Below are 24,580 nucleotides of genomic sequence, written 5' to 3' on the forward strand. Positions count from 1 at the left end.
CAAGCAAAAAGCAGACGATTGTTATTGTTTTTCTCTCTTATTTGTAGCACGATGAAGTTTGGTCCAAACATCAGGAGGATGCTATGAAAAAAGGAATTGTTTCATTTTTGGCGATGGCGGCAACGATAAATACTTATTCAGCCTCCCAACAAATGATCTGGGGAGAGGTAGACCAATCGATACCTAATCTTAAGCAAAAAACACCATTTACGACACATGGCTTGTTAGGGACGATAAATTCCCAGCAGCAAGATGATTATCAACTGGAATTGATTGACAATCCTTCTCCAGATGCAAAGCACGCGCGCTACCAGGTTATGTTTAAAGGCCTCCCTGTATGGGGACATCAATTGGTGTTTCATTCCCAATCCGGCGCAAATCCGACCGTGACTGGGATTAATATTACCGGCGTTGAGAAAGATATTACAAACACAGAGGGGAAATTATCCGCTTCAGAAGCAGAACAACAAGTCTTGGCCAACATCACAGAACCGGTAAAATTTAAAAAAACACAAAAAGTTATTTATATTGACTCTGAAGAAACAGCCCATCTTGCTTATCATTTCACTTATTATGTCAATGATAAAAAAATGCTAATCAGCGTTCCTAACTATCTGATTGATGCCGATACTGGCGCCATTCTAAAACAATGGAACGAAGCCCGTCACAAAAAAGCACCGCGCCCTCATCCTAAAAAGGAAGCTCGTCATCCCAAAAGAATTGGCCAAGGGCTTGGCGGCAATGCCTTTCCACTTCCTTATCGTGTAGGAATGTTCCAATATGGTGAAGCGCTCCCCGGGTTACCATCACTTGGAAAGTTTGACGTGCAAGTTAGAAATGGTCATTGTCATGTGCAAAATAGAAACATACGCGTCATAAATTTGGAAAACTATACTTTGGGCTATGAAGCCTTTCCTATCACCGTGCTTGATGAGGCACGATATAAACTCAATGCATTTTCCTATCCGTGTGATGAATCAAGTTTTTATCTAAACTACGCTGATGGGGCCACAGGACCAATCAATTATTCATTTTCTCCAGTCAACGATACCATGTTCTTCGCTCAGAAAACGGTAGAAATGTACAGAAAATTGTACGGCGTAAAAAATCCACTTGGTGATGATTTGCCAATCCGTGCTTATACGCATTTGGGAGAAATGGATAATGCCTTTGCTATTCCAACCATTCGTGTAAACGGATTATTGTTGGCACATCAACAAATTGTCATTGGTAATGGCGATTACTTTTTAACGGCTCCTTCACAATCAGTCATTGCTCATGAATTGTCGCATAACTTCACCGAACTTAATTCCGGATTGTTGTATGAAGGCCAAAGTGGTGGCATCAATGAGGCATTTTCTGATATGGCAGCCATCGCCCTGCAAGACTATTTACGTAAAGAATATCCATGGTATTGGGATGGTGAAGACTGGTCTTTAGGGCGTGAGGCAGTCATTGGCGCTCAACCTCTGCGTTATATGGATGACCCAACCAAAGATGGACGCTCCATTGGTCATGCCGGTGATTATACAGATGAGCTCGATGTGCATTTCAGCAGTGGCGTTTTTAATAAAGCGTTCTATCTGTTGGCGCACAAGCCAGGCTGGGATGTACAATCTGCATTTCAGGTGATGGCTGATGCCAATCAACATTATTGGTCACCTATTGCCTATTTTGATTTTGCAGCTTGTGGAGTCATTCAAGCCGCTATAGACCGTAACCTCGACGAAACACCAGTAATCGAGGCATTTTCTGAAGTTGGTGTCGTCTGTCCAACGCACAAAGTCTAAGTGCCTTGAGTTTGTAATATAAATCCCTCCTAACCTCCCTTTAAATAAAGGGAGGAATTTATGCGTTCCAAGTATGATTAGGTTTGATTACTACACGGAATGGCGTAAAATTAATAATAAACATACTGTAATTGCCTGAAGCAGACAACTTGATTTCCTAATTCATTTAAAATTCTATGTTATCCGATTACTTAAAAACATTTCCTCATTATCTGTTACCTAAACAAGCCTTAACGACTTTTTCTGGTTTCTTGGCAAACGTAAAAAAACCGGCCATTAAAAACCACCTCATTCGTCGTTTTATTCGACAATATGGGGTGAATATGAGTGAAGCACTCGAAGAAACACCGGAAAATTATGCTTGTTTTAATGATTTTTTTATTCGTCATTTAAAACCGGAATGCCGGCCAATTTCTACCACCGATATTGTTTCACCTGTTGACGGCTTTGTGAGTGAAATAGGGGACATCACGGCAGGAAAATTATTGCAGGCAAAAGGACGGTATTATTCTGTACCTCAGCTGTTGACCTGTGAGCAAGAAAAAAGCTCGTCGTTTAATCAAGGGCGTTTTGCAACGCTTTATTTATCTCCAAAAGATTACCACCGGGTACATATGCCCATAGAAGCGACATTGAAAGACATGATTTATGTGCCAGGGAAACTTTTTTCTGTGCAGCCAGTCACAAGTCGCACAATCCCCCATTTATTTGCGCGAAATGAGCGTTTGGTTATTTTTTTTGACACAGCCGCCGGTTTAATGGCCATGGTTTTAGTTGGCGCCACCATTGTTGGCGGGATAGGTACAAGCTGGCATGGCGATATCAGGCGCGGACGCCAAAAAATGCATTTTATATATCCCAGCGACACCAATCGCATTTTACTGCCAAAGGCCGCTGAAATGGGGTATTTCAAGCTAGGCTCAACCGTCATACTATTATTTGCGGAAAACCAGCGTGTAGAGTGGCTGGAAAAAATCCACCCGGGGAGTCGAATTCATTTTGGTGAAGCACTAGCAACGCTCAAATAAAAAAAGCGCGATGTATCCCAGACCAAAATTGTTTCTATCAAAAACTTCTTGCGAAACTTGCAATAGAAGTTTGCAAGAAGTCTACTGAAAAAACTGTTTTAATCTGTATATACTACTGTATGGATGTAATGGAAAATGATGCCCCCATAAGGAGTTAAACGTGACTGAATACATTTATAGAGGATTTAAAATTTCTTATAAAATCATCACCACTGAAATCGAACAAAATTTAAACTTATATAAAGCAGATGGCACAGTAACCTATTTGCTAAGCAGACCAAAATCTTTCCTACCAGTAAAGTTTCATACCGAATATGACACCTACGCTGGCGCTGAACATGAAATTAAAAAATTGCTTGAAAATTATGTAGACTTTGAATTAAAAAATTTTTACGACATGGAGAAAGAAAAAGCTCGATAACAAACCATGCATGGTACCGAGAAGAGGACTCGAACCTCCACGGGGTTGCCCCCACTAGCACCTGAAGCTAGCGTGTCTACCAATTCCACCACCTCGGCAATCGACGCTAACTTACTCAAGATTACAGTAACTGTCAATTATTATTTAACAAATGCATTTTTTGGAACCAAAAGAGGGTCATAAATGCTATTTTTTCGTCGGTAATCATGATTCTTAATTATTTGGAAAAATTGATTGATGTTTGGTTTTCCTTACTGCCAAGGCCTCGTCCAACTCAAGAACAAGCCTGTCAAGCCCATTTGATAGCACACCGTGGCGCGCATGATGACTCTCTTGGAATTCAGGAAAATACCGATGCGGCTTTTGCGCGGGCATTAGAACTAGGCTGCTGGGGAATTGAACTGGATATCCATGCCTGTGCAGATGGTGTGCTGGTTATCAACCATGACCCAACATTACAGCGACTATGGGAGCAAAATATCGAAATAGTTAAACACGATTTTAAATCGATACGTACCTTAGTCCCGCAACTACCCAGCCTGGAAGACATAGTAGACAAATACGGTAAACAGCTCCATTTATTTATTGAACTTAAAAGTGCTCAGATTTCCCAAAAGATTTTACTAGAAACATTAAAATCATTAACACCTTGTAAGGATTATCATTTACTCAGCTTAGATGAACCGCGATTACAAGCCTTCAATCAATTTCCTAGAGACTCTTTGCTACTGGTTCCGCTTCATAATAACGTCGAGTATTTCTGCAAACTCAGCATGGAAAAATCGTACGGCGGCGTACTGGGTCATTACCTTTTGCTGCGCGATAGTTACATCAAAACACTTAAAACGGCCAAGCAAATAGCGGGCGTTGGTTTTGTCGATTCAAAATATAGTTTATATCGTGAACTCAATCGAGGTTTGCGCTTTTTATTTACTAATAAGGCGGCGGCAACAAGTGCTTTCTTACAGGAATTGACAAAATAACCTAAACGCATGTTGTTGATCTAAATTTGTCATCCTCCGCGCACGCGGAGGATCCAGCGATCATTCAATTTTCATAACACGTTTTATTCTTTATCCAGGCGATATCATTTTTTCTGGTTTTACATAGTCTGCAAATTGTTCGGCGGTTAAAAAGCCCAATTTGACAGCAGCCTCTTGCAATGAAATATCTTCCTGATAAGCCGTTTTAGCAATTTTTGCTGCCTTATCATAACCAATATGCTGGTTCAATGCAGTAACCAACATCAAAGAGTGGTGTAGATAATAATCAACCTTGGTTTTATTCACTTGCAGTCCTTCAATACAAAACGCCTGAAACGACTGACATGCATCACTAAGGAGATTAAGCGAATGCATCACATTAAAAATAATAATGGGCTTAAATACATTCAATTCAAAATTACCCTGACTTGCGGCCATGGCTACCGCCATATCATTACCAATAACCTGGACACATACCATGGTCATCGCTTCTGCCTGCGTCGGATTAACTTTCCCTGGCATGATGGATGAACCGGGTTCATTTTCAGGCAAATGTAACTCACCAATTCCGCAACGCGGTCCTGAACCCAGCCAACGAATATCATTTGCGATTTTCATTAAGGCGCAAGCCAGAGCTTTCATCGCGCCATGCGCATTGACTAATGCCTCATGAGAAGCCAGGGCTGCAAACTTGTTCGGCGCCGAGACAAAAGGAAGCTTCGTTAGTGAAGCGATATGAACGGCCGCTTTTTCAGCAAATTGTGGATGAGTATTCAGACCCGTTCCCACGGCGGTTCCACCCAAGGCCAATTCATATAACTGAGGTAAAACAAGCTCTATTTGCTTGAGACAACCATCCAGTTGAGCTACGTATCCTGAAAACTCCTGACCAAACGTTAAAGGCACCGCATCCTGTAAATGGGTTCGGCCTATTTTAACGATGCGCTTAAATGCCTCCATTTTTTTAGCCAAACCATCCCGCAAGCAACGAACGGCAGGGAGCAGTTTTTGATGCAATGCAAGCGCCGCAGCAATGTGCATGGCTGTGGGAAACGTATCGTTGGATGACTGTGACATATTAACGTGATCATTAGGATGTATGGGGGTTTTACTTCCCAAGTTACCACCTGCAATCTCAATGGCGCGATTAGAAATGACTTCATTGGCATTCATATTAGATTGCGTTCCGCTTCCTGTCTGCCAGACATGTAAAGGGAAATGCTCATCCAATTTACCTTGGCTAACTTCTTCAGCAGCCTGAATAATGAGGTTTGCTTTATCTTCAGCTAATTTTTTTAATTCCAAATTAGTCAGCGCCGCGGCTTTTTTCAAAATGCCAAATGCATGCATGACTTCACGCGGCATAATATCGCTGCCAATATTGAAATGATGCAGTGAGCGCTCTGTTTGCGCTCCCCAATATTTATCAGCAGGAACTGAGATTTCTCCCATGCTGTCCGTTTCTATACGTGTGCTGCTCATAGTCTTTATTCTCATCTGCCATAAAATACGGAGTTTAACACAGCAAGGCAGCGCATCTAAGATACTTGTTAACAAATTCTATTAAAAATGAACACTAGCCGTTATTTTCTGTGCTCCGATACTCACGTACTCGAATTTGTTAACAAGCTCTAAATATCCAAGATTCATTTACAGGACGAAAACCCTAATCTCTGCTATACTGCACGGAAACCTGCCTATTGCCCGCTTCTGGTAAAAATTGAGAAAAATACGTATTTATCAACCAGGCCATTACGCGACCGGACAAATCCTTGAACTGTCTTCCGGCGCCAGTCAGCATGTAGGCGTAGTGCTGCGCATGCAACCTGGAGATAAATTCATTCTCTTTGCGGGCGATAACCGCGAATATTCAGCAACCATCTCTGAAATTCATAAAAAGAAAGTGATTGTAACAATCAATGCCGTTGCAACAATCGATCGGGAATCACCACGTCCCATACATCTTGCCCAAGCCATTTCCAAAGGCGAACGCATGGAACTGGTGATACAAAAGGCTGTTGAGCTGGGAGTCACCAGCATCACCCCTTTATTAACTGAACGCTCTGTCGTTCGATTGGATCCCGAGCGTCTGGCCAAAAAACATGCTCAATGGCAAGCCATTGCCATTGCAGCTTGTGAACAATCTGGAAGAAACAAGCTGCCGCTTATTCATCCCGCCTCTTCTCTGGATGATTATTTGCGGCAGTGCAATTCCACACTAAGACTCGTGTTATATCCGCATGCCTCATGCTCCTGGAAAGAGTATACCTTTACAGGCGACATTGCCTTACTGATTGGGCCAGAGGGTGGATTAAGCGCTGATGAAATCGCCAAGGCCCAGGCCATGCAATTTAAGTCGTTGAGTTTAGGGCCAAGAATTTTACGTACTGAAACAGCTGCAATCACAGCACTTAGCGTGTTGCAAGCTGTGAGCGGTGATCTATAATGTCAATTGATTTAATCAACAGAGGTTTATTCATGAGCGAACATATTAAAACCGTAACCGATGATAGTTTTGAGCAGGATGTTTTAAATGCAGGCAAGCCTGTGCTCGTTGATTTTTGGGCCGAATGGTGTGGGCCTTGTCGCGCACTCACCCCTATTCTCGAAGAAGTGGCCGCTAATAACAGTGATAAAATAACATTTGCCAAGATTAATATCGATGAAAACCCCCAAGCTCCTTCTAAATATGGAGTCATGAGTATCCCTACCCTTATTTTATTTAAAAATGGGCAAGTTGAGGCAGTCAAAATGGGGTTGCTCTCCAAATCACAATTGAGTGCATTTGTCGATAGTAATATTTAAATGCCTAGAGCTCGTTTGAAAATTTACTAAATTGAGAGTTATTAGGGTTTTCCGAAGTGGAAATTGAGCTAAAATAGCTCAATTTCCGCCTGCGCGGAAATGACTCCAATTAAAGTATAACAATCAAAATATGATCTGCCCTATCATCACAGGTAAATCAGTTAAAAAAATATAGATTCCATGGGATTCTTGTGATAAGATAAAAATAACTACGGTATATCTTGAGCTAAATAAAAGTTTAGGAAATACCATTAGGCAGCAGCTTCTCTAGCTGTCCTTCCCGTGAAAACTATCCTGGATATTCATTTCATTTAACTAACACATCAAGTGAGAAGTATGAATTTTAGTGAACTTAAGCAGTTACCTATCGCTGATCTCGTCAATATTGCTCAGGAAATGGGGGTTGAAAACACCTCTCGTATGCGCAAACAAGACATTATTTTCGCAATCCTCAAAGCCCATGCACTGAAAGGGGAAGATATTCATGGTGACGGGGTAGTTGAAGTACTGGCTGACGGTTTTGGGTTCTTACGTTCTTCCGATGGTTCTTATCTGGCCGGGCCGGATGATATTTATGTTTCCCCCAGCCAAATCCGGCGATTCGGTTTACGTACAGGTGACACTGTTTCTGGAAAAATTCGCCCCCCTAAAGATAATGAACGTTATTTCGCCTTATTAAAAGTTGACCAAATTAACTACGAAACACCAGACAGTGCCAAGCGTAAAATTTTATTTGAAAATCTAACGCCACTATTTGCTTCAGAACGGTTGGTCATGGAGCAAGGAAATGGTAGTACGGAAGATCTGACTGCCCGTGTCGTTGATTTGTGTGCACCCTTTGGACGTGGCCAACGTGGTTTAATCGTTTCGCCTCCTAAAGCGGGCAAGACACTGATGTTACAAAATATTGCCCATTCTATTGAAAAAAACTACCCAGACTGTTATCTCATTGTTTTATTGATTGATGAGCGCCCCGAGGAAGTCACCGAAATGCAGCGCTCTGTTAAAGGTGAAGTCGTTGCCAGTACCTTTGATGAGCCAGCCAATCGCCACGTTCAAGTAGCCGAGATGGTCATTGAAAAAGCTAAACGTCTGGTCGAACATAAACGTGACGTTGTTATCTTGCTTGACTCAATCACCCGTTTAGCACGAGCATACAATACTGTCGTTCCTTCCTCCGGCAAAGTATTGACTGGGGGAGTTGATGCCAATGCCCTCCAACGACCAAAACGACTGTATGGTGCAGCCCGTAATATTGAAGAGGGTGGCAGTTTAACCATTATTGCAACGGCTTTAGTCGATACTGGTTCAAAAATGGATGAAGTGATTTATGAGGAGTTCAAGGGAACCGGTAATATGGAAATTCATCTAAGCCGTCACATTGCTGAACGCCGTGTATTCCCCGCCATTAACATCAATCGTTCAGGCACACGTCGTGAAGATCTACTTCTTAGTCCAGAGGAATTACACCGAACCTGGATATTACGCAAGATTCTGCAATCGATGGATGAATGCGATGCTATCGAGTTTTTACTTGAGCGAATGAAGAATCATAAAACAAATGCAGAATTTTTTGAGGCGATGAAGCGGCAGGAATAATTTGGAATGAAATATGGCGATCTTCGCGATTTTATCACGCAGTTAGAAACCCGTGGTTTATTACAACGGATCGATTATCCGGTATCACCATACCTGGAAATGACGGCAGTAAGCGATAAAGTACTGCGCAATGGTGGCCCTGCCTTACTATTCACGAACCCTAAAGATCAAAAAATACCTGTACTTACTAATTTATTTGGTACGGTTGAGCGTGTTGCCTTAGGGATGGGAGAGGAATGCATCAGCGCCTTGCGTGACATTGGTCGATTGCTTGCTGCCTTAAAAGAACCTGAGCCACCTAAAGGATTTAAAGATGCATTTAACAAATTGCCTTTGCTTAAACAGGCCCTCAACATGGCTCCCAAATATGTCCAAAAAGCAAGCTGTCAAACCCATGTATGGGAAAAAGAAAAGGTTGACTTAACAACACTGCCAATACAAACCTGTTGGCCAAATGATGCCGCCCCACTCATCACCTGGGGACTTGTTACGACGAAAGGACCCAAGCAATCTCGTGAAAATATTGGAATTTATCGTCAGCAAGTTATTAGTAAAAATCAACTCATCATGCGCTGGCTTTCTCATCGTGGCGGAGCACTGGATTACCAAGACTGGCAAACCGTATACCCAGGTGAGCGTTTTCCAATTGCAGTCACACTTGGAGCGGATCCAGCGACATTGCTAGCGGCCGTTACCCCTGTTCCTGATACCTTATCCGAATATGCATTTGCCGGCTTATTACGAGGACAGCGAACTCAACTTATTCGTTGCATTGGCCATGAATTGCACGTGCCAGCTAGTGCTGAAATCATTTTAGAAGGCTATCTTGAACCTGGGTTGGAAGCGCCAGAAGGTCCTTTTGGAGACCACACAGGCTATTATAACGAAATACAATCCTTTCCTATCTTCACCGTGGAACGCATCACTCATCGTGATCAACCTATTTATCACAGCACGTACACCGGCCGGCCACCGGATGAGCCAGCCATATTAGGCGTTGCTTTGAACGAAGTCTTTATTCCACTATTACAAAAGCAGTTTCCCGAAATTGTTGATTTTTATCTTCCTCCCGAAGGTTGCTCTTACCGCCTGGCTATAGTAACCATTAAGAAGCAATATCCAGGGCATGCTAAACGCATCATGATGGCTGTATGGTCATTTCTAAGACAATTTATGTACACTAAATTTGTTATCGTCTGTGATGACGATGTTGATGCCCGCAATTGGCAAGACGTCGTTTGGGCGATGACTACCCGCATGGATCCTCAGCGAGATACAGTCATGATTGACAACACCCCAATTGACTATCTTGATTTTGCATCCCCAATAAGCGGTCTAGGTTCAAAAATGGGGATGGACGCAACCAACAAGTGGACTGGTGAAACACAACGCGAATGGGGAAAAGCCATTATCATGGACCCTGAAATTCTACAACGTGTAAAAGAATACTGGCCGCAATTAGGACTAGGGGATGACTAATCAATTAATTCATGCGCGCGTGGAGCGCATCTCACCACTGACAAACAGCATTTTACAACTTATCCTTGCTCCTGATGTTTACGTTGATTATCACGCTGGTCAATACCTGCAAATTATTTTAGACCAGGAAGCATTTAGTTATTCAATTGCCAATGCTCCGCTGGGTTCAAAAAAATATGAGCTACACATTCGTCACAGCCACGATAATCCGTATAATCAGGCTTTGCTTGCAAATATTAGAAAACATGGCGAAGTAACCATCCATGTTCCTTTAGGAGAATGTCATATAAGCCGTCTGTACCCTCAGAAACCGATTCTATTTATTGCCGGCGGAACAGGCTTTGCACCAATTAAAGCCATGATAGAACATTTATTGGCCACAGATGAAACACGTTTTTTTGAGTTATATTGGGGAGCTCGCTCACAAAGTGACTTGTATATGGATGAAAAAGTAAGTCATTGGCAAACGCATGTGAGTCATTTCCAATACTTTTCTCTTTTATCGGAAACAAGAAAAGAGTCGCTTGCTTCTATGGTTCTTGAACGACACAAACACGATTTAAACGACTGGCAAATTGTGATCGGTGGTCCTTTTGACATGGTGTATAATACTCGAGATTTACTGATTACCAAGGGTGCTTTATCTGAAAATTTATTCTCAGATGCATTCAGTTTTGAAACAAAAAACAGCTAACGTAAGTGATTCAACAAGGCATTGGACATGGAAACTTTTTATCAAATACTAGGACTGTTGGCGGCAGGTTTAATTGTTTGGGTATTATACCGTGCGATTAAAGGGCGACCAGAGCAATTTAGCCGCGAAAATCTAGCCAAGAGCTTTTCAAGCATGGGCATCTTGGCATTACTCTTAATTGGATTTGTGGCTTTGCTGGTCTTGTTCCTAAGAACCACATAACATCTAATAGCTTTAAGAGAATGGTTTGAACGTTAATGGCCTCTGGAATTACTATGATAATGTCCATGGCGCACCACCAGATAGTCATCAATATTTGGATTATTTATTTCCTCTTCACTGTTGTCAGGTAGCAAGAGGCATTCTTCTACATAAGTCATCTGACTGCTTTCATCAACCAATAATCGATACCATGGATTTTTACAGGCAAAATCGCGTTTGCAGGCTTGGGGATTATAACGACCTGAGGCTTGAAATAAGGGATCAATATCAATCACCACAGCGCGATAACCTTGACGTTTATGAATAACCAGATCACCAATGTTAAATTTTGCGGTCTTATTCATCGGCTACTCCTGTTTATTTTCCATCCGATAATGGCGGGTACTGAATCAAATTCATTAGTATGATTATCGGTTCTACAAGCAAAACCTTGAGATATTTTGATACATATGGAAAAATAATTGCTCAGACAGTTTAAAATTCACAGGCTTCATATTTATAAGGCAAATAAAATTTGCAGATGGTAACTATTTTTCCTGAATCACGCATTTTCACTAATATTTTATCCGCGGCACGCCGGTAAGGACTGTTAATTGGAAAAGCAAAAGCAAATTCATCATTCTTAAGGTTTAGATCGGCCACAACGATATCGGATAAATTCATTTGTCGAATTGCATGACGCAAGGTGAGTTCATTACTAATAGCAGCAAAAGCTTCTTTGTTTTGCACTGCTTGGATTGCACTATTAATATCTTTTCGAGGGAGAGGAGTCGCTTTCACTTTCTTTATTGTATCAAGGTAAATTTGGCCTCTGACATAAGCAATCGGTCGCCCAGTTAGTTCCTCAATACTTCGTAAGGTATAAACCGGATTAACAATTTTTGCTGTAATATAAGCTGTATAAGTAGAACTCACAATTAAAAAAATGGATAGGGCGATAACAAGCCAAAACGTTAGAATAAGACGTGCGGTCACGGAGGAAGGCCGATAAAATAAACCGCCTTTGAAAAAATGAGTCGTGAATACCCAGCAAGAGTAGAGTATCCCTCGAAGATAACGCTTCGGCATTTCGGGGTTTAATCGTCTCTCACTGAGCCAAATAACGTTGGCTACGATAAACATCAGGAACGAAATTAAAACGACAATTCTGGCAGGAAGATTTTTGAATAAATCAATAATTGCAGTTAGAGGCGAGATTTGTTGATGATTAATTGCCACTTTGACGTTACTAAGAAAAAAAGGACGACCAAAAGAAACTAGATTGATTCTTTTTTCATTAATTGAAATGGGACCAATCAAAACATCATAGTTGTTAGCAGCAAGTTCATTAATGGCTTTATCTACATTATTTCCCACAGGCGTTATTTGATATTGCCAACCATTGCGTTGTGCCATTTCAACAAACAAATCGATGGCAATTCCTTCCATTCCTCCTCTTGAATTAATCATGACAAAAGGGAACTCAACAATTGCGGCAACACGTAAGTATTCTTTAGGTGCTAAACTGTTCTGTGCCAAAATCACCGAGTTTAATAAACACAACCCCACTATGATGAGTAATTTATAAAAAAAAGACTTTACCATTTTACAGTTATTTTTTTAAACAGACTCTATTTAAGTATAGGGCGATTACACGGCAAAATGCTCCAGAATTACCGCTAATAAATCAATGTGTAATCGTTATCATTAAAATTGATCAAATTTCGAGCGAATGCTTCTAATCTTTCATCACTCATTAAAACGCGCGACAGGAGTGTGGCAATAAGGAACTTTTTCATGTTTGCCATAATAATTCTGATGATATTCTTCTGCGGGCCAGAAAGGCTGAGCTGCAAGCAACCGAGTAGCAACATCGTATCCTTTCTTTCTTAGCTGTTGAATCAGATCTTCAGCCTGTTCACGTTGCTCCTGATTATAATAAAAGATTACACTTTGATATTGCTGGCCAAGATCAGGGCCTTGTCCAGTACGTTGAGTCGGGTCATGGATTTCAAAAAATCGTTTAAGCACCGCCTTATAATCTGTTATTGATGGGTCAAAAAGAACACGAACCACTTCATAATGGCCCGTATCACCCTGGCAAACTTGTTGATAAGTCGGATTAAGAACCGTACCACCAGAATAACCTGCTTCTATTTTAAGCACACCGGGGATGCGTCGCAGGAAAAAATCAACGCCCCAAAAGCAACCACCCGCTAAAATTGCTTCTTCACTATCGGATACCTTGTCGTCCATAACAAAATCAATAGAAGCGGAATTGACGCAATAACGACGATTTTTTGCTGTTAGATATTCATCAGTAAATACATGGCCTAAGTGCGCTTGGCAACGATTGCAAAGAATTTCGACGCGCTTGCCATCTTTATCTGGCGTTTCTTTAATCGCTTGTGCAATTTCGACATCAAAACTTGGCCAGCCACAGCCACTGCTAAATTGACTGTCGGCACGAAATAATGCTAAACCGCACCGCCGACATAAATAACTGCCTGTTAACCGTATAACATTGTAAGCCCCTGTATGCGGATACTCGGTTGCTTTATCACAAATAATGCGGCGAGCAGTTGGCGTTAGGCTGGCTGTTTTATCAAGATACATTGACATAGATCCAAGTTTTAATTTGTCCGCTGACAGATTTTATCGGCCAAATAGCCAATCGCTCCAGCATAATAAATAGAATTATTATAACGCAGGATCATTTTATAATTTGGATAAGCTAGAAATACAGGGCCACCATACGGTTGAACAATACTTGCCTGCAAATTCTGATAAGGCAGTGGCTTACCATCTTCCATACGTACACCCATAGCACTCCACTCGCTTACTGGCTTGACGATTGACTTGCCTTCCAGCTTTTCATCAAAATTTGCCGGCAATTTTACATGAATAGCCCATGGCTCTCCGCTTTGCCAACCATTCTGTTTCATATAGTTAGCAATAGAAGCAAAAACATCAGGCTTTGAATCCCATATGTCTTTACGCCCATCTCCATCATAATCAACCGCATATTTCATCCAACTGGAAGGCAAAAATTGCGGTTGACCTGATGCTCCGGCCCACTCGCCTTTAAAACGACCAAGGGACACATGACCATCGTTAACAATATGCAAGGCATAAAACAGCTGCTTCCGGAAAAAATCTCGACGATTTGAATCATAGGCAAGGGTAGCCAGTGACTTAATCACTGGGAAATTTCCCATGTAATTGCCATAGCTCGTTTCCATGCCCCAAAAAGACATGATAAAACAAGGATCGACACCATACTGACGCGCAACCTCATCAACAAGTGCCTTATGTTTTTTATATTGTTTACGCCCAATAGCAATACGGTAATTGTCAACACGTGAATTACGATATTTAAGATACGTTAGCCGATGCTCCGGTTGCGAGCGGGCCAGACTTTTTACCTGCCGGCTAGGCTCATGGATATCTGCGAATGCTTCATCAAATAAAACGGGAGAAATGCCTTGATTCAATGCTTCCTCACGCACCTCAGCCACCCAGCGATTCCAACTTTGCTGATTTGCAAATACAAATGGGGTAAGCAATGCCCCTATCCATATCGATAAAATTCGCCCCCATTGTCTCATCATGATGTCCTCTTTTTCGTTTAATGCTGAATGATCCAGCATAGCATAAAAATCTTTCAATCATGGCATCGGCCATAATAGTTGAAACTTTAGTGCGAGCCTGTAATTATAAATGAATCATAAAAGAATCATTAAAGCCTTTATCATGAAGTCTTTTAGAACGCCAACCATCAGCGCCTTCTACCGCACCGTAATCATCATCACAATTGTATTTTTCCTTCTCCTATATATCCTCGTCTTGTACGCCATCTATAATCAGAATCGAATTTTCCAAAAAACTGGAAAAAACATTAATGAATTAACCCTACTTGCAGAAAAAACCTTTAACTACATAGACAGCCTTGACCCTGACAATAAAAAACGAGCGCAAGAATTCACAACCTTACACACTAGACAACAAAATATTTTATATATTTTTCAAATTGTTATATTATTCGCCCTCCTTCTTTGTATCCGCGCCTACCGTTACACCAGCCGACACATTGTTTATCCTATCCAAGAATTGCATCAACAAGCTGAGAAAGTAGCAAATGGTGACTACAGCATCCGTAATGACATTAGAGCTAAAAATGAACTAGAAACCTTAGGCCATACATTCAATAAAATGTGTGGGTTTATTGAAAAAGATATTCGCAATCAAAAAAAATTAACTGAATTACTGCAACAAAGCGAAGAACGGTTTCGCAATGCTGTTGAACATGCACCCATAGGGATGTCCATAAAAACCTTGGCCGGAAAATTATTACAAGGCAACCATGCATTATGTGAAACGCTCGGTTATGACAAAGAAGAAATAAAACAGCTGACCAATAAAGACATCATTCATCCAGAAGATTTGACAAAAGAAGAAGCACTGGAACAACGACTTATCCATGGCGAAATTAAACAATATCAGCATGAAAGCCGTTATCTTCATAAAGATGGGCATGTGGTATGGGTGCTGCTAAATGCTTCATTAATACATGATAGTCACGGTAACCCCTTGAATGTAATTTCTCAAATACAAGACATCAGCCCCCGCAAACAAGATGAAAAAACAATGGCGGCTTTGAATGAACAAATGTCGGTGACCTTGGTCGAACTTCGACAACGAGAACATGAAAACATACTGCTTAATAAAATGAATGAATTACTGCTGACCTGCCAAGATGCGGAAGAAGCTTATTCTATCATCTACATTATGGCAAAAGAATTATTTCCATCGCTAAGTGGCGGGCTATCTATTTACAATAAAACACAAGGCCAGTTGGCAACGGTCCGCCAGTGGGGAGAGCATCGCATTTTACAATCAGAATTTCTCCCCAACGATTGCTGGGCCTTGCGGAATGGCAACATGTATGTTGTTGATAACACTGAAAATTCCATACTTTGCCGCCACTATACTACGATCCCAACTGGAGGTTATATTCATTTGCCGCTCCTTGTACGCGGTGAAACCATCGGTCTTCTTGACTTGCATTGCTTAAAGAAAAGCATTAACAATAAACAGCAACAATTAGCCATAACCTTCAGTGAAAACATTAAACTTGCTTTAGCAAATATTTATTTGCGCGAAGCATTGCGTTTTCAAGCCATACGCGATGTATTGACAGGTCTATTTAACCGCCGCTATCTAGACGAAACCTTGCCACGTGAACTAGAGCAAATAAAACGTCATAAAAGCTTATTATCCATTGCCATGATAGATATCGATGGCTTTAAAAAACTCAATGACGAATACGGTCACGAAGCAGGAGATGAAGCACTAAAATTCGTAGGAAGTCATTTACAACAAGCAATCAGAGCGGGAGATATTGTATGTCGTTTAGGAGGGGATGAATTTGTAATTATCTTAATTGATGCCCGCTTGAATGACGCACGCCAACGAATAGAACAACTGTGTGAACAAATAAAAAACAGTCAATTACATTTACAAGGCCACCTCTTACCGCAAATAACATTATCGGCAGGTATTGCTGAAGCCCCGACGCATGCAGACAAGGCAGAAGGATTAATGAGCGCCGCTGATGAAGCGTTATACGCTGCTAAAAAATCCGGCAAAGATACCGTCAAAATATACCAGCCCTAGTTCCCCTCATAGAGCTTATTAACAAGATCAGGAGTTATAATGCCGCTCGTAAAGACATCATAGGCTCTAACAAAGCCGCGCGCCGGGCGGGATAAAAGCCAAAAAATACGCCTATCGCAACAGAAACGACAAAACCTGCGAGCGGTGGCAGTAAATACAAAGTAAACGCCCAATGATTAAAATAAGCAACAAACCATGTGAATAGCAAACCAAGAAACACCCCTAAAAAACCACCCAATAGCGACAATAGCACCGATTCTACTAAAAAAAGCGTTTGAATTTCCCCATTTTTTGCCCCGACTGCTTTACGAATGCCAATTTCTTTTTTACGTTCGCTAACAGACACCAGCATCACATTCATAACGCCAATGCCTCCTACCAATAAGGAAATACTCCCAATAATGGCAAGCAACATGGTAAAAATGCGACCTTGATTTTCCATGCTGGCCACGATTTGTTTGGCACTGCGGATAAAAACATTCAATGAAGGAGCTTGCCGCTCAATGATTTGCTTTAATTGTTCAATCACCTCATCAATTTTACTGTCTGAACTTAATAGCAATACCGCATTATTAATTTTAATCTCTTTATTGACCAGCGCCATACCAGCTATTGGAATAATAACGGCCCGATTTACATCCTCATTAAAAAAACCATTTTCCTGCCAGGGCATTGCCACGCCAATGATCGTATACAATGCCTGTCCAATACGAAGTTGTTTCCCAAGAGGTTCCTCGAGGCTAGTCGAGGCTAATTGCCGTGCCAGCTCATTACCAATGACACAATAGTGTTCAAACGATTCTACAAATGAAACAAAATTCCCTCTAGCCAAGCGAATATGGACAATATCGGCTAACGTCTCATCCGCCCCAATCACGGCACCATTGACCATTTTCCCTTGAAAACTCATCATTTGATAGGTAGTACCATAAGGAGCAATTTTTAAGACGGCGGGAAGCATGTCAGGCAATTGTCTCCACTGTTCAACCGAGATATTATCCTGTCTACTTTGATTCTGGCTGGAGGCTTTTTGATAAACAGAAACGGAAAGCAAATCCGTGCCCAATGCCTTAAACTGTGCCAGCGCTTTTTCAGTAGCCAACTGGCCGCAGCTCATTAATGCGACCACTGCGGCCGTCCCCACCAATATCCCCAAGACAGCCAGAAATGATCTTAATTTTGCCGCCATGATGTTAACCAAAGCCTGGCGACAATGACGGTTAAGCGTCATGACTCATTTCCCGCTTCTGCAACAATTTGACCATCGGCTAAAGTAATTCGCCGCGAACACAGTGTTGCAACCTGCTCATCATGAGTCACCAAAATAATCGTACGTCCTTCATCATGCAAGGTTAAAAATAATTTCATAATTTCTTTTCCAGTCTTAGAATCCAAAGCACCCGTCGGCTCATCGGCAAGAATAACCTGTGGTTCGCCAACCAAAGCACGGGCAATTGCTATACGTTGCTGCTGACCACCGGATAATTGCGGTGGGCGATGATCAGCATAGGATTCCATGCCAACACGGCGTAAGGCCTCATACACTGTTTGCTTTATTTTTGCCGACGAAACTGAACGATACGTCAGAGGTAGGCTGACATTTTGTACAGCAGTAAACCGTGATAATAAATTAAACTGCTGAAATACAAATCCAATATTTTGATTGCGCAATATGGCCAACTCATCCTGACTTAAACCAGCAATATCTCGGCCTTGCAAAACATATTGGCCTTCATCGGCCTTATCCAATAAACCAATGATATTCATTAAAGTTGATTTACCTGAACCAGAAGCCCCAACAACAGCCAACATATCGCCTTGTTTTACCGTCAATGAGACCTGCTTTAAAACAGTACTCTCGACATGACCTATCCGATATCGTTTAACAATATCAGTCAATGAGATAAGTGACATCATAAAACCTAATCATAAACCACAACGTCTCCTGGCTTTAAGCCAGAATCAATCACGACTTTATCAACCAATGCAATTCCCGTGGTTATTTCCTGTAACCGACATGCGCCATTTTTTTCTTGTAATTGCACCACACTTTTTCCAGATTTCAACTTCACAGCCGCGATAGGGATGATTAACTTGTCTGCACTATCCGCAGACAATTCGATAGAGGCACTCAGACCTACTTTTACCCAAGCCTGTTGTTGAGGCGTTAAATGTTTGACTTCTACAATCGCGGTAAATGATGGCAACGTCGCTGTGCTCGTCATTGAAGCCTGAGCATTAACAGCAATTAATTTTCCCTTAAGTTCTTCCTTGGGAAAAGCAATGCTGCGGACAATTGCGGGCATTCCTGGTTTAACTTTATCAATATCCACCTCAGGGATATCAATTTCTACACGAACGCCGCTCATGTCGCCAATCAGCGCGAGTACTTGACCTGCTTTGATTGCTGTTCCGACCGTCAGCTTCCCCGTTTTGTCATCATTTGATTTTGGCGGATACAAGAGCACGCCATCACCGGACGCCTTTAAGTGAATCATATTATGTTTAGCAGTCAAAGCGAGCCGTACTTTATCAAACGCTGAAAAACTTAAAGACGAAAGATTCTGCCCTGTGCCATCATCCATCTTCTCAAGCATTTCCGATAACTTACGTGTTGCCTGCATCAGCGTCACACGCGCATTATTTAGGCTGGATCTTTCACTAAGATAATTATTTTTGGAAAGAAGCCCCGCCTGCCATAAATCTTCCGTTCCCACAAATTTGGCTTGTGCCACCGTATACGTATCTTTTGCTTTCAAATAATCCGTCAATATTTCATTATATTGTTTTTGCAGTTCGGGAGAATTTAGCGTAAATACCACCTCGTTTTTTTTAACGTTCTGACCATAGTGATAATGCATAACTTCTATAACCGCATCCACCGGGCTAGTCAGTGTGTTTTCCTTCAATGGCTGCATGATCCCGGTAAAATGTAACGTTTTATGGATATTTTCCGCTTTCACCTGATACACTTTTGTAGTATTTTTATTGGTCGAAGGCTTGCTGCAAGCCACAACAATGCATGAACAAAATATCAAGACAGCTAGTTTGCCAATCATATCGACCACATATCTTCTAGATTTTCTTTTTACCTGAGTCATTCTCATTTTTATCCGCAATATCTAAGTTTTATTTGCCAGTCTTCTAGCGTCGTTCCCAACATGCGCTGCAATGCAGAGACCTGATTCAAATAAGCTATTTTTGCATTGATGAGTCCATTCTGTGCTTGTAATAATTGATTCTGGGTATTGTTAACATCCAACGAGCTTGCAATACCGGCCTGTTGTTTTTTCTTCTCCAAAGCATAAGATTGTGCAGCTAATTTAACTTGTCTCATGGCCAATTCATAACGTTTCGCTTGGCTTTGTATATTGTTGATGGTGTTTTTAATGTTCGTTATCAGGGCACGTTTAGCTGCAATTAAATTTAAACGATCTTTTTCCAGTTTGACTTTGGCGGTAATTAACTGATCGCGACGGCCAAGATCATTAATAGGAATCGTCAGCGTTACGCCCGCCGATTCAATGGTATTACGGCCATTGTAAATGCCCAAAAGACCCCGACCGTTACTGTCCACGCTATTCAAAGTTCCGGTTTGCACATTAGCATTCAGATTCAATTGCCACAATTGCTGATTTTTGGCAACGATGTATGCTCTTTCATCAGCACGAAGCGCCATTTTTAGCGCTAAATACTGGGTATTGTGATTTAAAGCTGTTTCAATGGATTCTTCAACATCAGGGATGATAATTTTTCCTAAAGAAACATCACTAGGAACGGCTAATTTCAATGCCGGATCAAGTCCAATGGTTTGCAGTAACTCTTGAGAAGCATTTATAAAATCATTTTCTGCTTGCTCCACCATCAAATTTAACGACTCAACTTGGTATGATTGCTGAATATTTGCCGTCGGTTCAAGTTGCCCTGCTTTTATTTTCTTTTCATTAATTTCATAGGTTTTTTTAGCTTCTTCCAATTGCCGCCGTTCGTTTTGCAAATTATTACCGCTTAAAATTAACGCACGATAGCTGGTAATCACCTGAGTGATCTGATCAATAATGGACTGCTGCAGATTTAGTTTATTTAACCATTCATTATCTTGGGCATTCAGCAATCCAGCTTCGTTAACCGCTTTGCCAAATCCTCGCAGCAGTGGTTGAGAAATAGAAAAATTAAGTAAAGGATTATAATTACCGGTTGCCGCAACATTATTATCCATTTTCAACGATAAATCGGTGCCTAGTTTGGTTTTTAAGTCTATTTCGGGCGTCAGTATTGAACTTTTTGTCGTTGCACTGCCAACACCACTGTAATGGCTTTTTTCAATCTGCGCGCTTCCTGCCAGAGCATACTGCACTTCGAACTGATTTTCCGCTAAACGCAACTGATAGCGCTGAATAATCCGATCAAGTTCTGCATTCTGAATATTGGGATTGTAGCGCAGGGCTAATAAAATTGCTTCTCTGAGACTTAAAAATTGTGTTTTGGTTGACCGTGGTTTTGGAGAGGTCGGCAATTCTATCCAATGTTCCAGCATATATTCCGGATTCTTGATTGCTTTATCCAAACGCTCCTCAGCAACCATAATTCGCTGCATTTCAGAGGCCGGATCATTGACCCAACGAAACAAGGATGTTTCAGGCACACCTGGATTTGCCGAATCACATGCAGAAATTGCTTCGCCATTAAAGAAAAATGCACTGGTCATCCAGCAAATCTTAGTGACAGCTTTCCAATTCATTCATTTCCTACCAATCCTGGCACCGCAAAACACTGTCTGTCTTGCAAGCGCAGCGCCGTTAACTGCCCTCCCCAAAGACAACCTGTGTCAATCGCATAAATCCTAGGATGAGGGCATTGACCCAGCAAAGCTGCCCAATGACCAAAGACAATATCCGCTGAAATTTCATGGCGCTGGGGAACCGCATACCAAGGATAAAGATTCTTCGGTGCATTACTCACAGTGCCTTTATAGTTAAAGCATAAGCGTCCTTGTTCATCACAAAATCGCATGCGAGTAAAATAATTACAAATAACTCGTAATCTTGTTGTACCACTTAAATTCGCAGACCATAAGTCTGGCTCGTTACCATACATATGGGATAAAAATTCCTCATAATAATCACCACGTAAGGCATATTCCACCTCTTCTGCCAATTGCATTGCCTGCGACAAAGTCCACATCGGTGCAATGCCAGCATGACACATCACAATATTCAACGCTTTATCATAAATTAAAATGTCTTGCTTACGCAGCCAATGTCCCAACTCATCACGTTCAGGTGCTTCTATGATTTCTCGCAATGTATCATCCGAATTAACTTGGGTATTTTTGCAAAACAGCCGATTCAAAAGATGTAGATCATGATTGCCGAGTGTAATTCGTGATTTTTGGGGTAATTGTTTAATAAAACGCAATACGGCGAGTGATTGGGGTCCACGATTAACCAAATCCCCTACGAACCAAAGCCTATCCTTACGTTCATCAAAATCCACCCGTTCAAGTAAACGCTGTAAAGGATCATAGCAACCTTGCACATCGCCAATAACATAATCAGCCATTATGTTTATTTCCAAGCTTCACTAAGGCTGCAGAAGCGTTCACAACTTGCCATTGGCCATTGGAAGCCAAGTGACGAAGTGGCTCCGAGGTTATCCCAGCCTGTTTTTGCGTAAAATGGCTGCTGTGCTGCGCCATATTAACTAATTCAGTGGCAGATTGTTCGGTTATTTTTCCCGTATTTAAATTATGAACCTTGACTTGATTCGGTAAAACAATCGCATAGTCTGAAACAACGATGCCACTGACCATTTGTTGGTTTTTGGCTTGTTCAAAGCGAGAAATAACCTGACCATCAGCAGCCATACGGTGCAACCCCAATGATAAAAAACCTTTTTGTATGGCTTGCCAGTTTTTAAACTCAGGATGCTCGCGTATGAAGTATTTAAATATATCTGCACACATCAACATACCGCCGGGAACCATAAATAACGGGGCTTTATTGATCATGATCTGGCCTTTTTCCAAGGCCGTTGTTAACCACTTGATAAACTCCATGCCAATCAATCGCTCTTTTTCAATCAATGACTCTGGCGTCGAATCAATAAACGTCGAAATTCGATTCCCTCGACCTCCACGGCCAGCCATATTTCGAATTAAAAACTCACTGAAGTATCGCTGAATCGCAATGGCATCCGCACGAATCAAAATCGCACCCAACGTACCCGCAGATTGCCAATCTTCATTAAGAAGCGCAAGCCATACAGCCAATACTTGTGGATTACCAGCTATCCAGGAAAACCCAGAGGTCGGCATTAACGCTCGCCCCAACAGTAAATTTAAACGACGACGCAGCTCCTCTTCAGGCTCTTTTTGAAATTCAAAATGATAATATCTGCCAACCGATGACATGCTTTCCAGCAATGGATTCCAAGTCTTTAATTGCTGTCCATTTAAGTCAAATAATTCGACGCTATAATTACTTTGCAATTTCCCAATGCCCTGCAACATACCTGCAGAAAATAAAGCATACGTCCATAATTTTTGCTCTTCAGATAATTCTGTGCCTTCTTGCAATACATATTCTCTAAAAAGATGTAGTGCCGCCTCCGTACGATTTAAAGCATGATCGAGTATGCCAGCAGGCAAAGCGTAATAGCTATTTGAAGTTTCAGGTAAACGTTGACAATGGTTAATCAAATTATGAATTAAAGGTGCACAAAGCAGCTCAAAACGTGACGGTTCGAGCCCACTCGATAATTCAATCTTCTCAAGTAATTCTTGTCTTTTACTGTCAGCCAACAGCTGTGCCGGTGATTCAATTGCAGTTAAATCTTTTAATGGCTTGGAACTGGTCGACTTTGCTTTTTTACTATAACGGTGAAACAAGGTAACCTCCTGACCTTAAAAATACCTTACCCATTATCCCTATTATTATACTTTTTAAAGCGAGTTATTTAGAACCTGTCTTCAGAGTCGTTCGGGTGAGACGAAATGCGTTGAGTTTAGAGGATCGCAGCGGAGCATACCTATTAAGTATGAGCAGTGGGCCGCATAAAATCAACGAATTTAGGCCGAAATAGTAGACTATGAAGACAGATTCTTATTTTCTGTCCGAGCGAAGTATACACTATTTGGCAACAAATTTCGCTATTTGAACATACTCGGCAATAGAGATTTGCTCAGGTCTTAATGTTGAATTAATGCCGAGCGCACTTATTTCAGAGGGACTGATGAGCGGTTTTAAGTTATTTGCTAAGGTTTTCCGTCGCATGGCAAATGCCTGCGCCAGCAAACGCTCAAGGAGAGAAAAATGAATAAAAGGATAAGGCGAAGTCTGATACGGGGTAAGACGCAAAACAGCCGACTCAACCTTGGGCTTGGGATAAAATACGTCAGCAGGCACATTAAACAAATGCTCTACCTCGCAATAATATTGCACCATGACGGTTAAACGCCCATAATCTTTGGTGCCAGGGGAGGCAGCCAAACGTTCCACCACTTCTTTTTGCAACATAAAATGCATATCTTGAATATGTTCCGTGTAATGCAGCAAATGGAGGAGTAACGGCGTGGAGATATTATAAGGTAAATTGCCAATTAACCTAAGCGAATCACCAAATTGACTATAATCAACCATTAATGCATCGGCATCAATCAGGCGCAATTTTCTCGACGCCTCCGGCATCGTCTGCAATTGCGCTTGTAAATCTTTATCGATTTCAATCGCTGTGAGCGCATGCAAATGCTTCAAAAGAGGACGTGTTAAAGCACCTTGTCCAGGACCTATCTCCACGACTCGATCATCGGGTTTCGGATTAAAAGCCTGTAAAATGGCCGCAATGATTTGCGGACTTTGCAAAAAATTTTGACCAAAACGCTTGCGCGGACGATGATGCATAGT

At 41.5% G+C, this 24,580-nt stretch carries 23 protein-coding genes and 1 tRNA gene; 11 read left to right on the plus strand and 13 right to left on the minus strand.

Annotated features, from left to right (window positions below):
• Positions 1 to 83 precede the first annotated feature (83 nt).
• From E1O52_RS05125 to E1O52_RS05135, 3 genes are all read left to right on the plus strand, one after another.
• Positions 84 to 1,790 carry a M4 family metallopeptidase gene (locus tag E1O52_RS05125; RefSeq protein ID WP_133127631.1) on the plus strand — a complete coding sequence of 569 codons (1,707 nt, stop codon included), beginning with the start codon at positions 84 to 86 and terminating at the stop codon, positions 1,788 to 1,790.
• A 176-nt stretch (positions 1,791 to 1,966) separates the two neighbouring features.
• On the plus strand, positions 1,967 to 2,818 hold the full coding sequence (asd, locus tag E1O52_RS05130; RefSeq protein WP_133127632.1) for an archaetidylserine decarboxylase: 852 nt from the start codon (positions 1,967 to 1,969) through the stop codon (positions 2,816 to 2,818).
• A gap of 160 nt (positions 2,819 to 2,978) precedes the next feature.
• Complete coding sequence (locus E1O52_RS05135; RefSeq protein WP_133127633.1) at positions 2,979 to 3,239, plus strand: hypothetical protein; 261 nt, start codon at positions 2,979 to 2,981, stop codon at positions 3,237 to 3,239.
• 11 nt (positions 3,240 to 3,250) lie between these two features.
• On the opposite strand, the gene E1O52_RS05140 is transcribed toward E1O52_RS05135, so the two are convergent.
• A tRNA-Leu gene (locus tag E1O52_RS05140) sits at positions 3,251 to 3,337 on the minus strand.
• Between the two features lie 108 nt (positions 3,338 to 3,445).
• Between E1O52_RS05140 and E1O52_RS05145 the strand changes: the two genes are divergently transcribed.
• Entirely contained in the window at positions 3,446 to 4,222 is a 777-nt protein-coding gene (locus tag E1O52_RS05145; protein WP_133127634.1) for a glycerophosphodiester phosphodiesterase, read from the plus strand.
• A gap of 90 nt (positions 4,223 to 4,312) precedes the next feature.
• Here E1O52_RS05145 and fumC read toward each other — a convergent pair whose 3' ends face one another.
• On the minus strand, positions 4,313 to 5,704 hold the full coding sequence (fumC, locus tag E1O52_RS05150; protein ID WP_133127635.1) for a class II fumarate hydratase: 1,392 nt from the start codon (positions 5,702 to 5,704) through the stop codon (positions 4,313 to 4,315).
• Between the two features lie 238 nt (positions 5,705 to 5,942).
• Between fumC and E1O52_RS05155 the strand changes: the two genes are divergently transcribed.
• The 6 genes from E1O52_RS05155 (at position 5,943) to E1O52_RS05180 (ending at position 11,021) form a co-directional block, all read left to right on the plus strand.
• Positions 5,943 to 6,668 (plus strand): 16S rRNA (uracil(1498)-N(3))-methyltransferase, encoded by a 726-nt coding sequence (locus tag E1O52_RS05155; RefSeq protein ID WP_133127636.1) that lies wholly within the window; start codon positions 5,943 to 5,945, stop codon positions 6,666 to 6,668.
• 32 nt (positions 6,669 to 6,700) lie between these two features.
• Entirely contained in the window at positions 6,701 to 7,027 is a 327-nt protein-coding gene (trxA, locus tag E1O52_RS05160) for a thioredoxin TrxA (protein ID WP_133127637.1), read from the plus strand.
• Positions 7,028 to 7,363: 336 nt separating this feature from the next.
• The gene (rho, locus tag E1O52_RS05165) at positions 7,364 to 8,626 is read left to right on the plus strand and encodes a transcription termination factor Rho (protein WP_133127638.1); all 1,263 of its coding nucleotides are present in this window, start codon (positions 7,364 to 7,366) and stop codon (positions 8,624 to 8,626) included.
• Between the two features lie 6 nt (positions 8,627 to 8,632).
• The gene (gene ubiD, locus E1O52_RS05170; RefSeq protein WP_133127639.1) at positions 8,633 to 10,105 is read left to right on the plus strand and encodes a 4-hydroxy-3-polyprenylbenzoate decarboxylase; all 1,473 of its coding nucleotides are present in this window, start codon (positions 8,633 to 8,635) and stop codon (positions 10,103 to 10,105) included.
• Complete coding sequence (locus E1O52_RS05175) at positions 10,098 to 10,799, plus strand: NAD(P)H-flavin reductase (RefSeq protein WP_133127640.1); 702 nt, start codon at positions 10,098 to 10,100, stop codon at positions 10,797 to 10,799. The genes ubiD and E1O52_RS05175 overlap by 8 nt, the downstream gene beginning before the upstream one ends.
• Positions 10,800 to 10,826: 27 nt before the next feature.
• Positions 10,827 to 11,021, plus strand: coding sequence for a hypothetical protein (locus tag E1O52_RS05180; RefSeq protein ID WP_133127641.1), 195 nt, complete (start codon positions 10,827 to 10,829; stop codon positions 11,019 to 11,021).
• A gap of 32 nt (positions 11,022 to 11,053) precedes the next feature.
• Here the strand turns inward: E1O52_RS05180 and hspQ are convergent, their stop codons facing one another.
• The 4 genes from hspQ to E1O52_RS05200 all read right to left on the minus strand — a co-directional run bounded on the left by hspQ (position 11,054) and on the right by E1O52_RS05200 (position 14,608).
• The gene (hspQ, locus tag E1O52_RS05185) at positions 11,054 to 11,365 is read right to left on the minus strand and encodes a heat shock protein HspQ (protein WP_133127642.1); all 312 of its coding nucleotides are present in this window, start codon (positions 11,363 to 11,365) and stop codon (positions 11,054 to 11,056) included.
• A gap of 130 nt (positions 11,366 to 11,495) precedes the next feature.
• Positions 11,496 to 12,605 carry a substrate-binding periplasmic protein gene (locus tag E1O52_RS05190; RefSeq protein ID WP_133127643.1) on the minus strand — a complete coding sequence of 370 codons (1,110 nt, stop codon included), beginning with the start codon at positions 12,603 to 12,605 and terminating at the stop codon, positions 11,496 to 11,498.
• 144 nt (positions 12,606 to 12,749) lie between these two features.
• A complete protein-coding gene (locus tag E1O52_RS05195) occupies positions 12,750 to 13,622 on the minus strand; it encodes a bifunctional methionine sulfoxide reductase B/A protein (RefSeq protein ID WP_133127644.1) in 873 nt (290 codons plus the stop codon).
• A gap of 11 nt (positions 13,623 to 13,633) precedes the next feature.
• On the minus strand, positions 13,634 to 14,608 hold the full coding sequence (locus tag E1O52_RS05200) for a lytic murein transglycosylase (RefSeq protein WP_133127732.1): 975 nt from the start codon (positions 14,606 to 14,608) through the stop codon (positions 13,634 to 13,636).
• Positions 14,609 to 14,720: 112 nt separating this feature from the next.
• On the opposite strand from E1O52_RS05200, the gene E1O52_RS05205 reads away from it, so the two are divergent.
• Positions 14,721 to 16,676, plus strand: a complete 1,956-nt coding sequence (locus E1O52_RS05205; protein ID WP_133127645.1) for a diguanylate cyclase — start codon at positions 14,721 to 14,723, stop codon at positions 16,674 to 16,676.
• A gap of 34 nt (positions 16,677 to 16,710) precedes the next feature.
• Here the strand turns inward: E1O52_RS05205 and E1O52_RS05210 are convergent, their stop codons facing one another.
• The 7 genes from E1O52_RS05210 to rsmA form a co-directional block, all read right to left on the minus strand.
• A complete protein-coding gene (locus E1O52_RS05210; RefSeq protein WP_133127646.1) occupies positions 16,711 to 17,907 on the minus strand; it encodes an ABC transporter permease in 1,197 nt (398 codons plus the stop codon).
• Positions 17,904 to 18,593 carry an ABC transporter ATP-binding protein gene (locus E1O52_RS05215; RefSeq protein ID WP_133127647.1) on the minus strand — a complete coding sequence of 230 codons (690 nt, stop codon included), beginning with the start codon at positions 18,591 to 18,593 and terminating at the stop codon, positions 17,904 to 17,906. Before E1O52_RS05215 ends, E1O52_RS05210 begins: the two co-directional genes overlap by 4 nt.
• A 5-nt stretch (positions 18,594 to 18,598) precedes the next feature.
• The gene (locus E1O52_RS05220) at positions 18,599 to 19,777 is read right to left on the minus strand and encodes an efflux RND transporter periplasmic adaptor subunit (RefSeq protein WP_242602165.1); all 1,179 of its coding nucleotides are present in this window, start codon (positions 19,775 to 19,777) and stop codon (positions 18,599 to 18,601) included.
• Positions 19,778 to 19,785: 8 nt separating this feature from the next.
• A complete protein-coding gene (locus E1O52_RS05225; protein ID WP_133127734.1) occupies positions 19,786 to 21,384 on the minus strand; it encodes a TolC family protein in 1,599 nt (532 codons plus the stop codon).
• Positions 21,385 to 21,413: 29 nt separating this feature from the next.
• Complete coding sequence (locus E1O52_RS05230) at positions 21,414 to 22,238, minus strand: symmetrical bis(5'-nucleosyl)-tetraphosphatase (RefSeq protein WP_133127648.1); 825 nt, start codon at positions 22,236 to 22,238, stop codon at positions 21,414 to 21,416.
• The gene (locus E1O52_RS05235; RefSeq protein WP_133127649.1) at positions 22,231 to 23,565 is read right to left on the minus strand and encodes a conjugal transfer nickase/helicase domain-containing protein; all 1,335 of its coding nucleotides are present in this window, start codon (positions 23,563 to 23,565) and stop codon (positions 22,231 to 22,233) included. Before E1O52_RS05235 ends, E1O52_RS05230 begins: the two co-directional genes overlap by 8 nt.
• Positions 23,566 to 23,806: 241 nt before the next feature.
• The gene (gene rsmA, locus E1O52_RS05240) at positions 23,807 to 24,577 is read right to left on the minus strand and encodes a 16S rRNA (adenine(1518)-N(6)/adenine(1519)-N(6))-dimethyltransferase RsmA (RefSeq protein ID WP_133127650.1); all 771 of its coding nucleotides are present in this window, start codon (positions 24,575 to 24,577) and stop codon (positions 23,807 to 23,809) included.
• Between the last annotated feature and the right edge of the window lie 3 nt (positions 24,578 to 24,580).

The sequence above is a fragment of the Legionella nagasakiensis genome (assembly GCF_900639915.1).
Taxonomy (GTDB): Bacteria; Pseudomonadota; Gammaproteobacteria; order Legionellales; family Legionellaceae; genus Legionella_A; species Legionella_A nagasakiensis.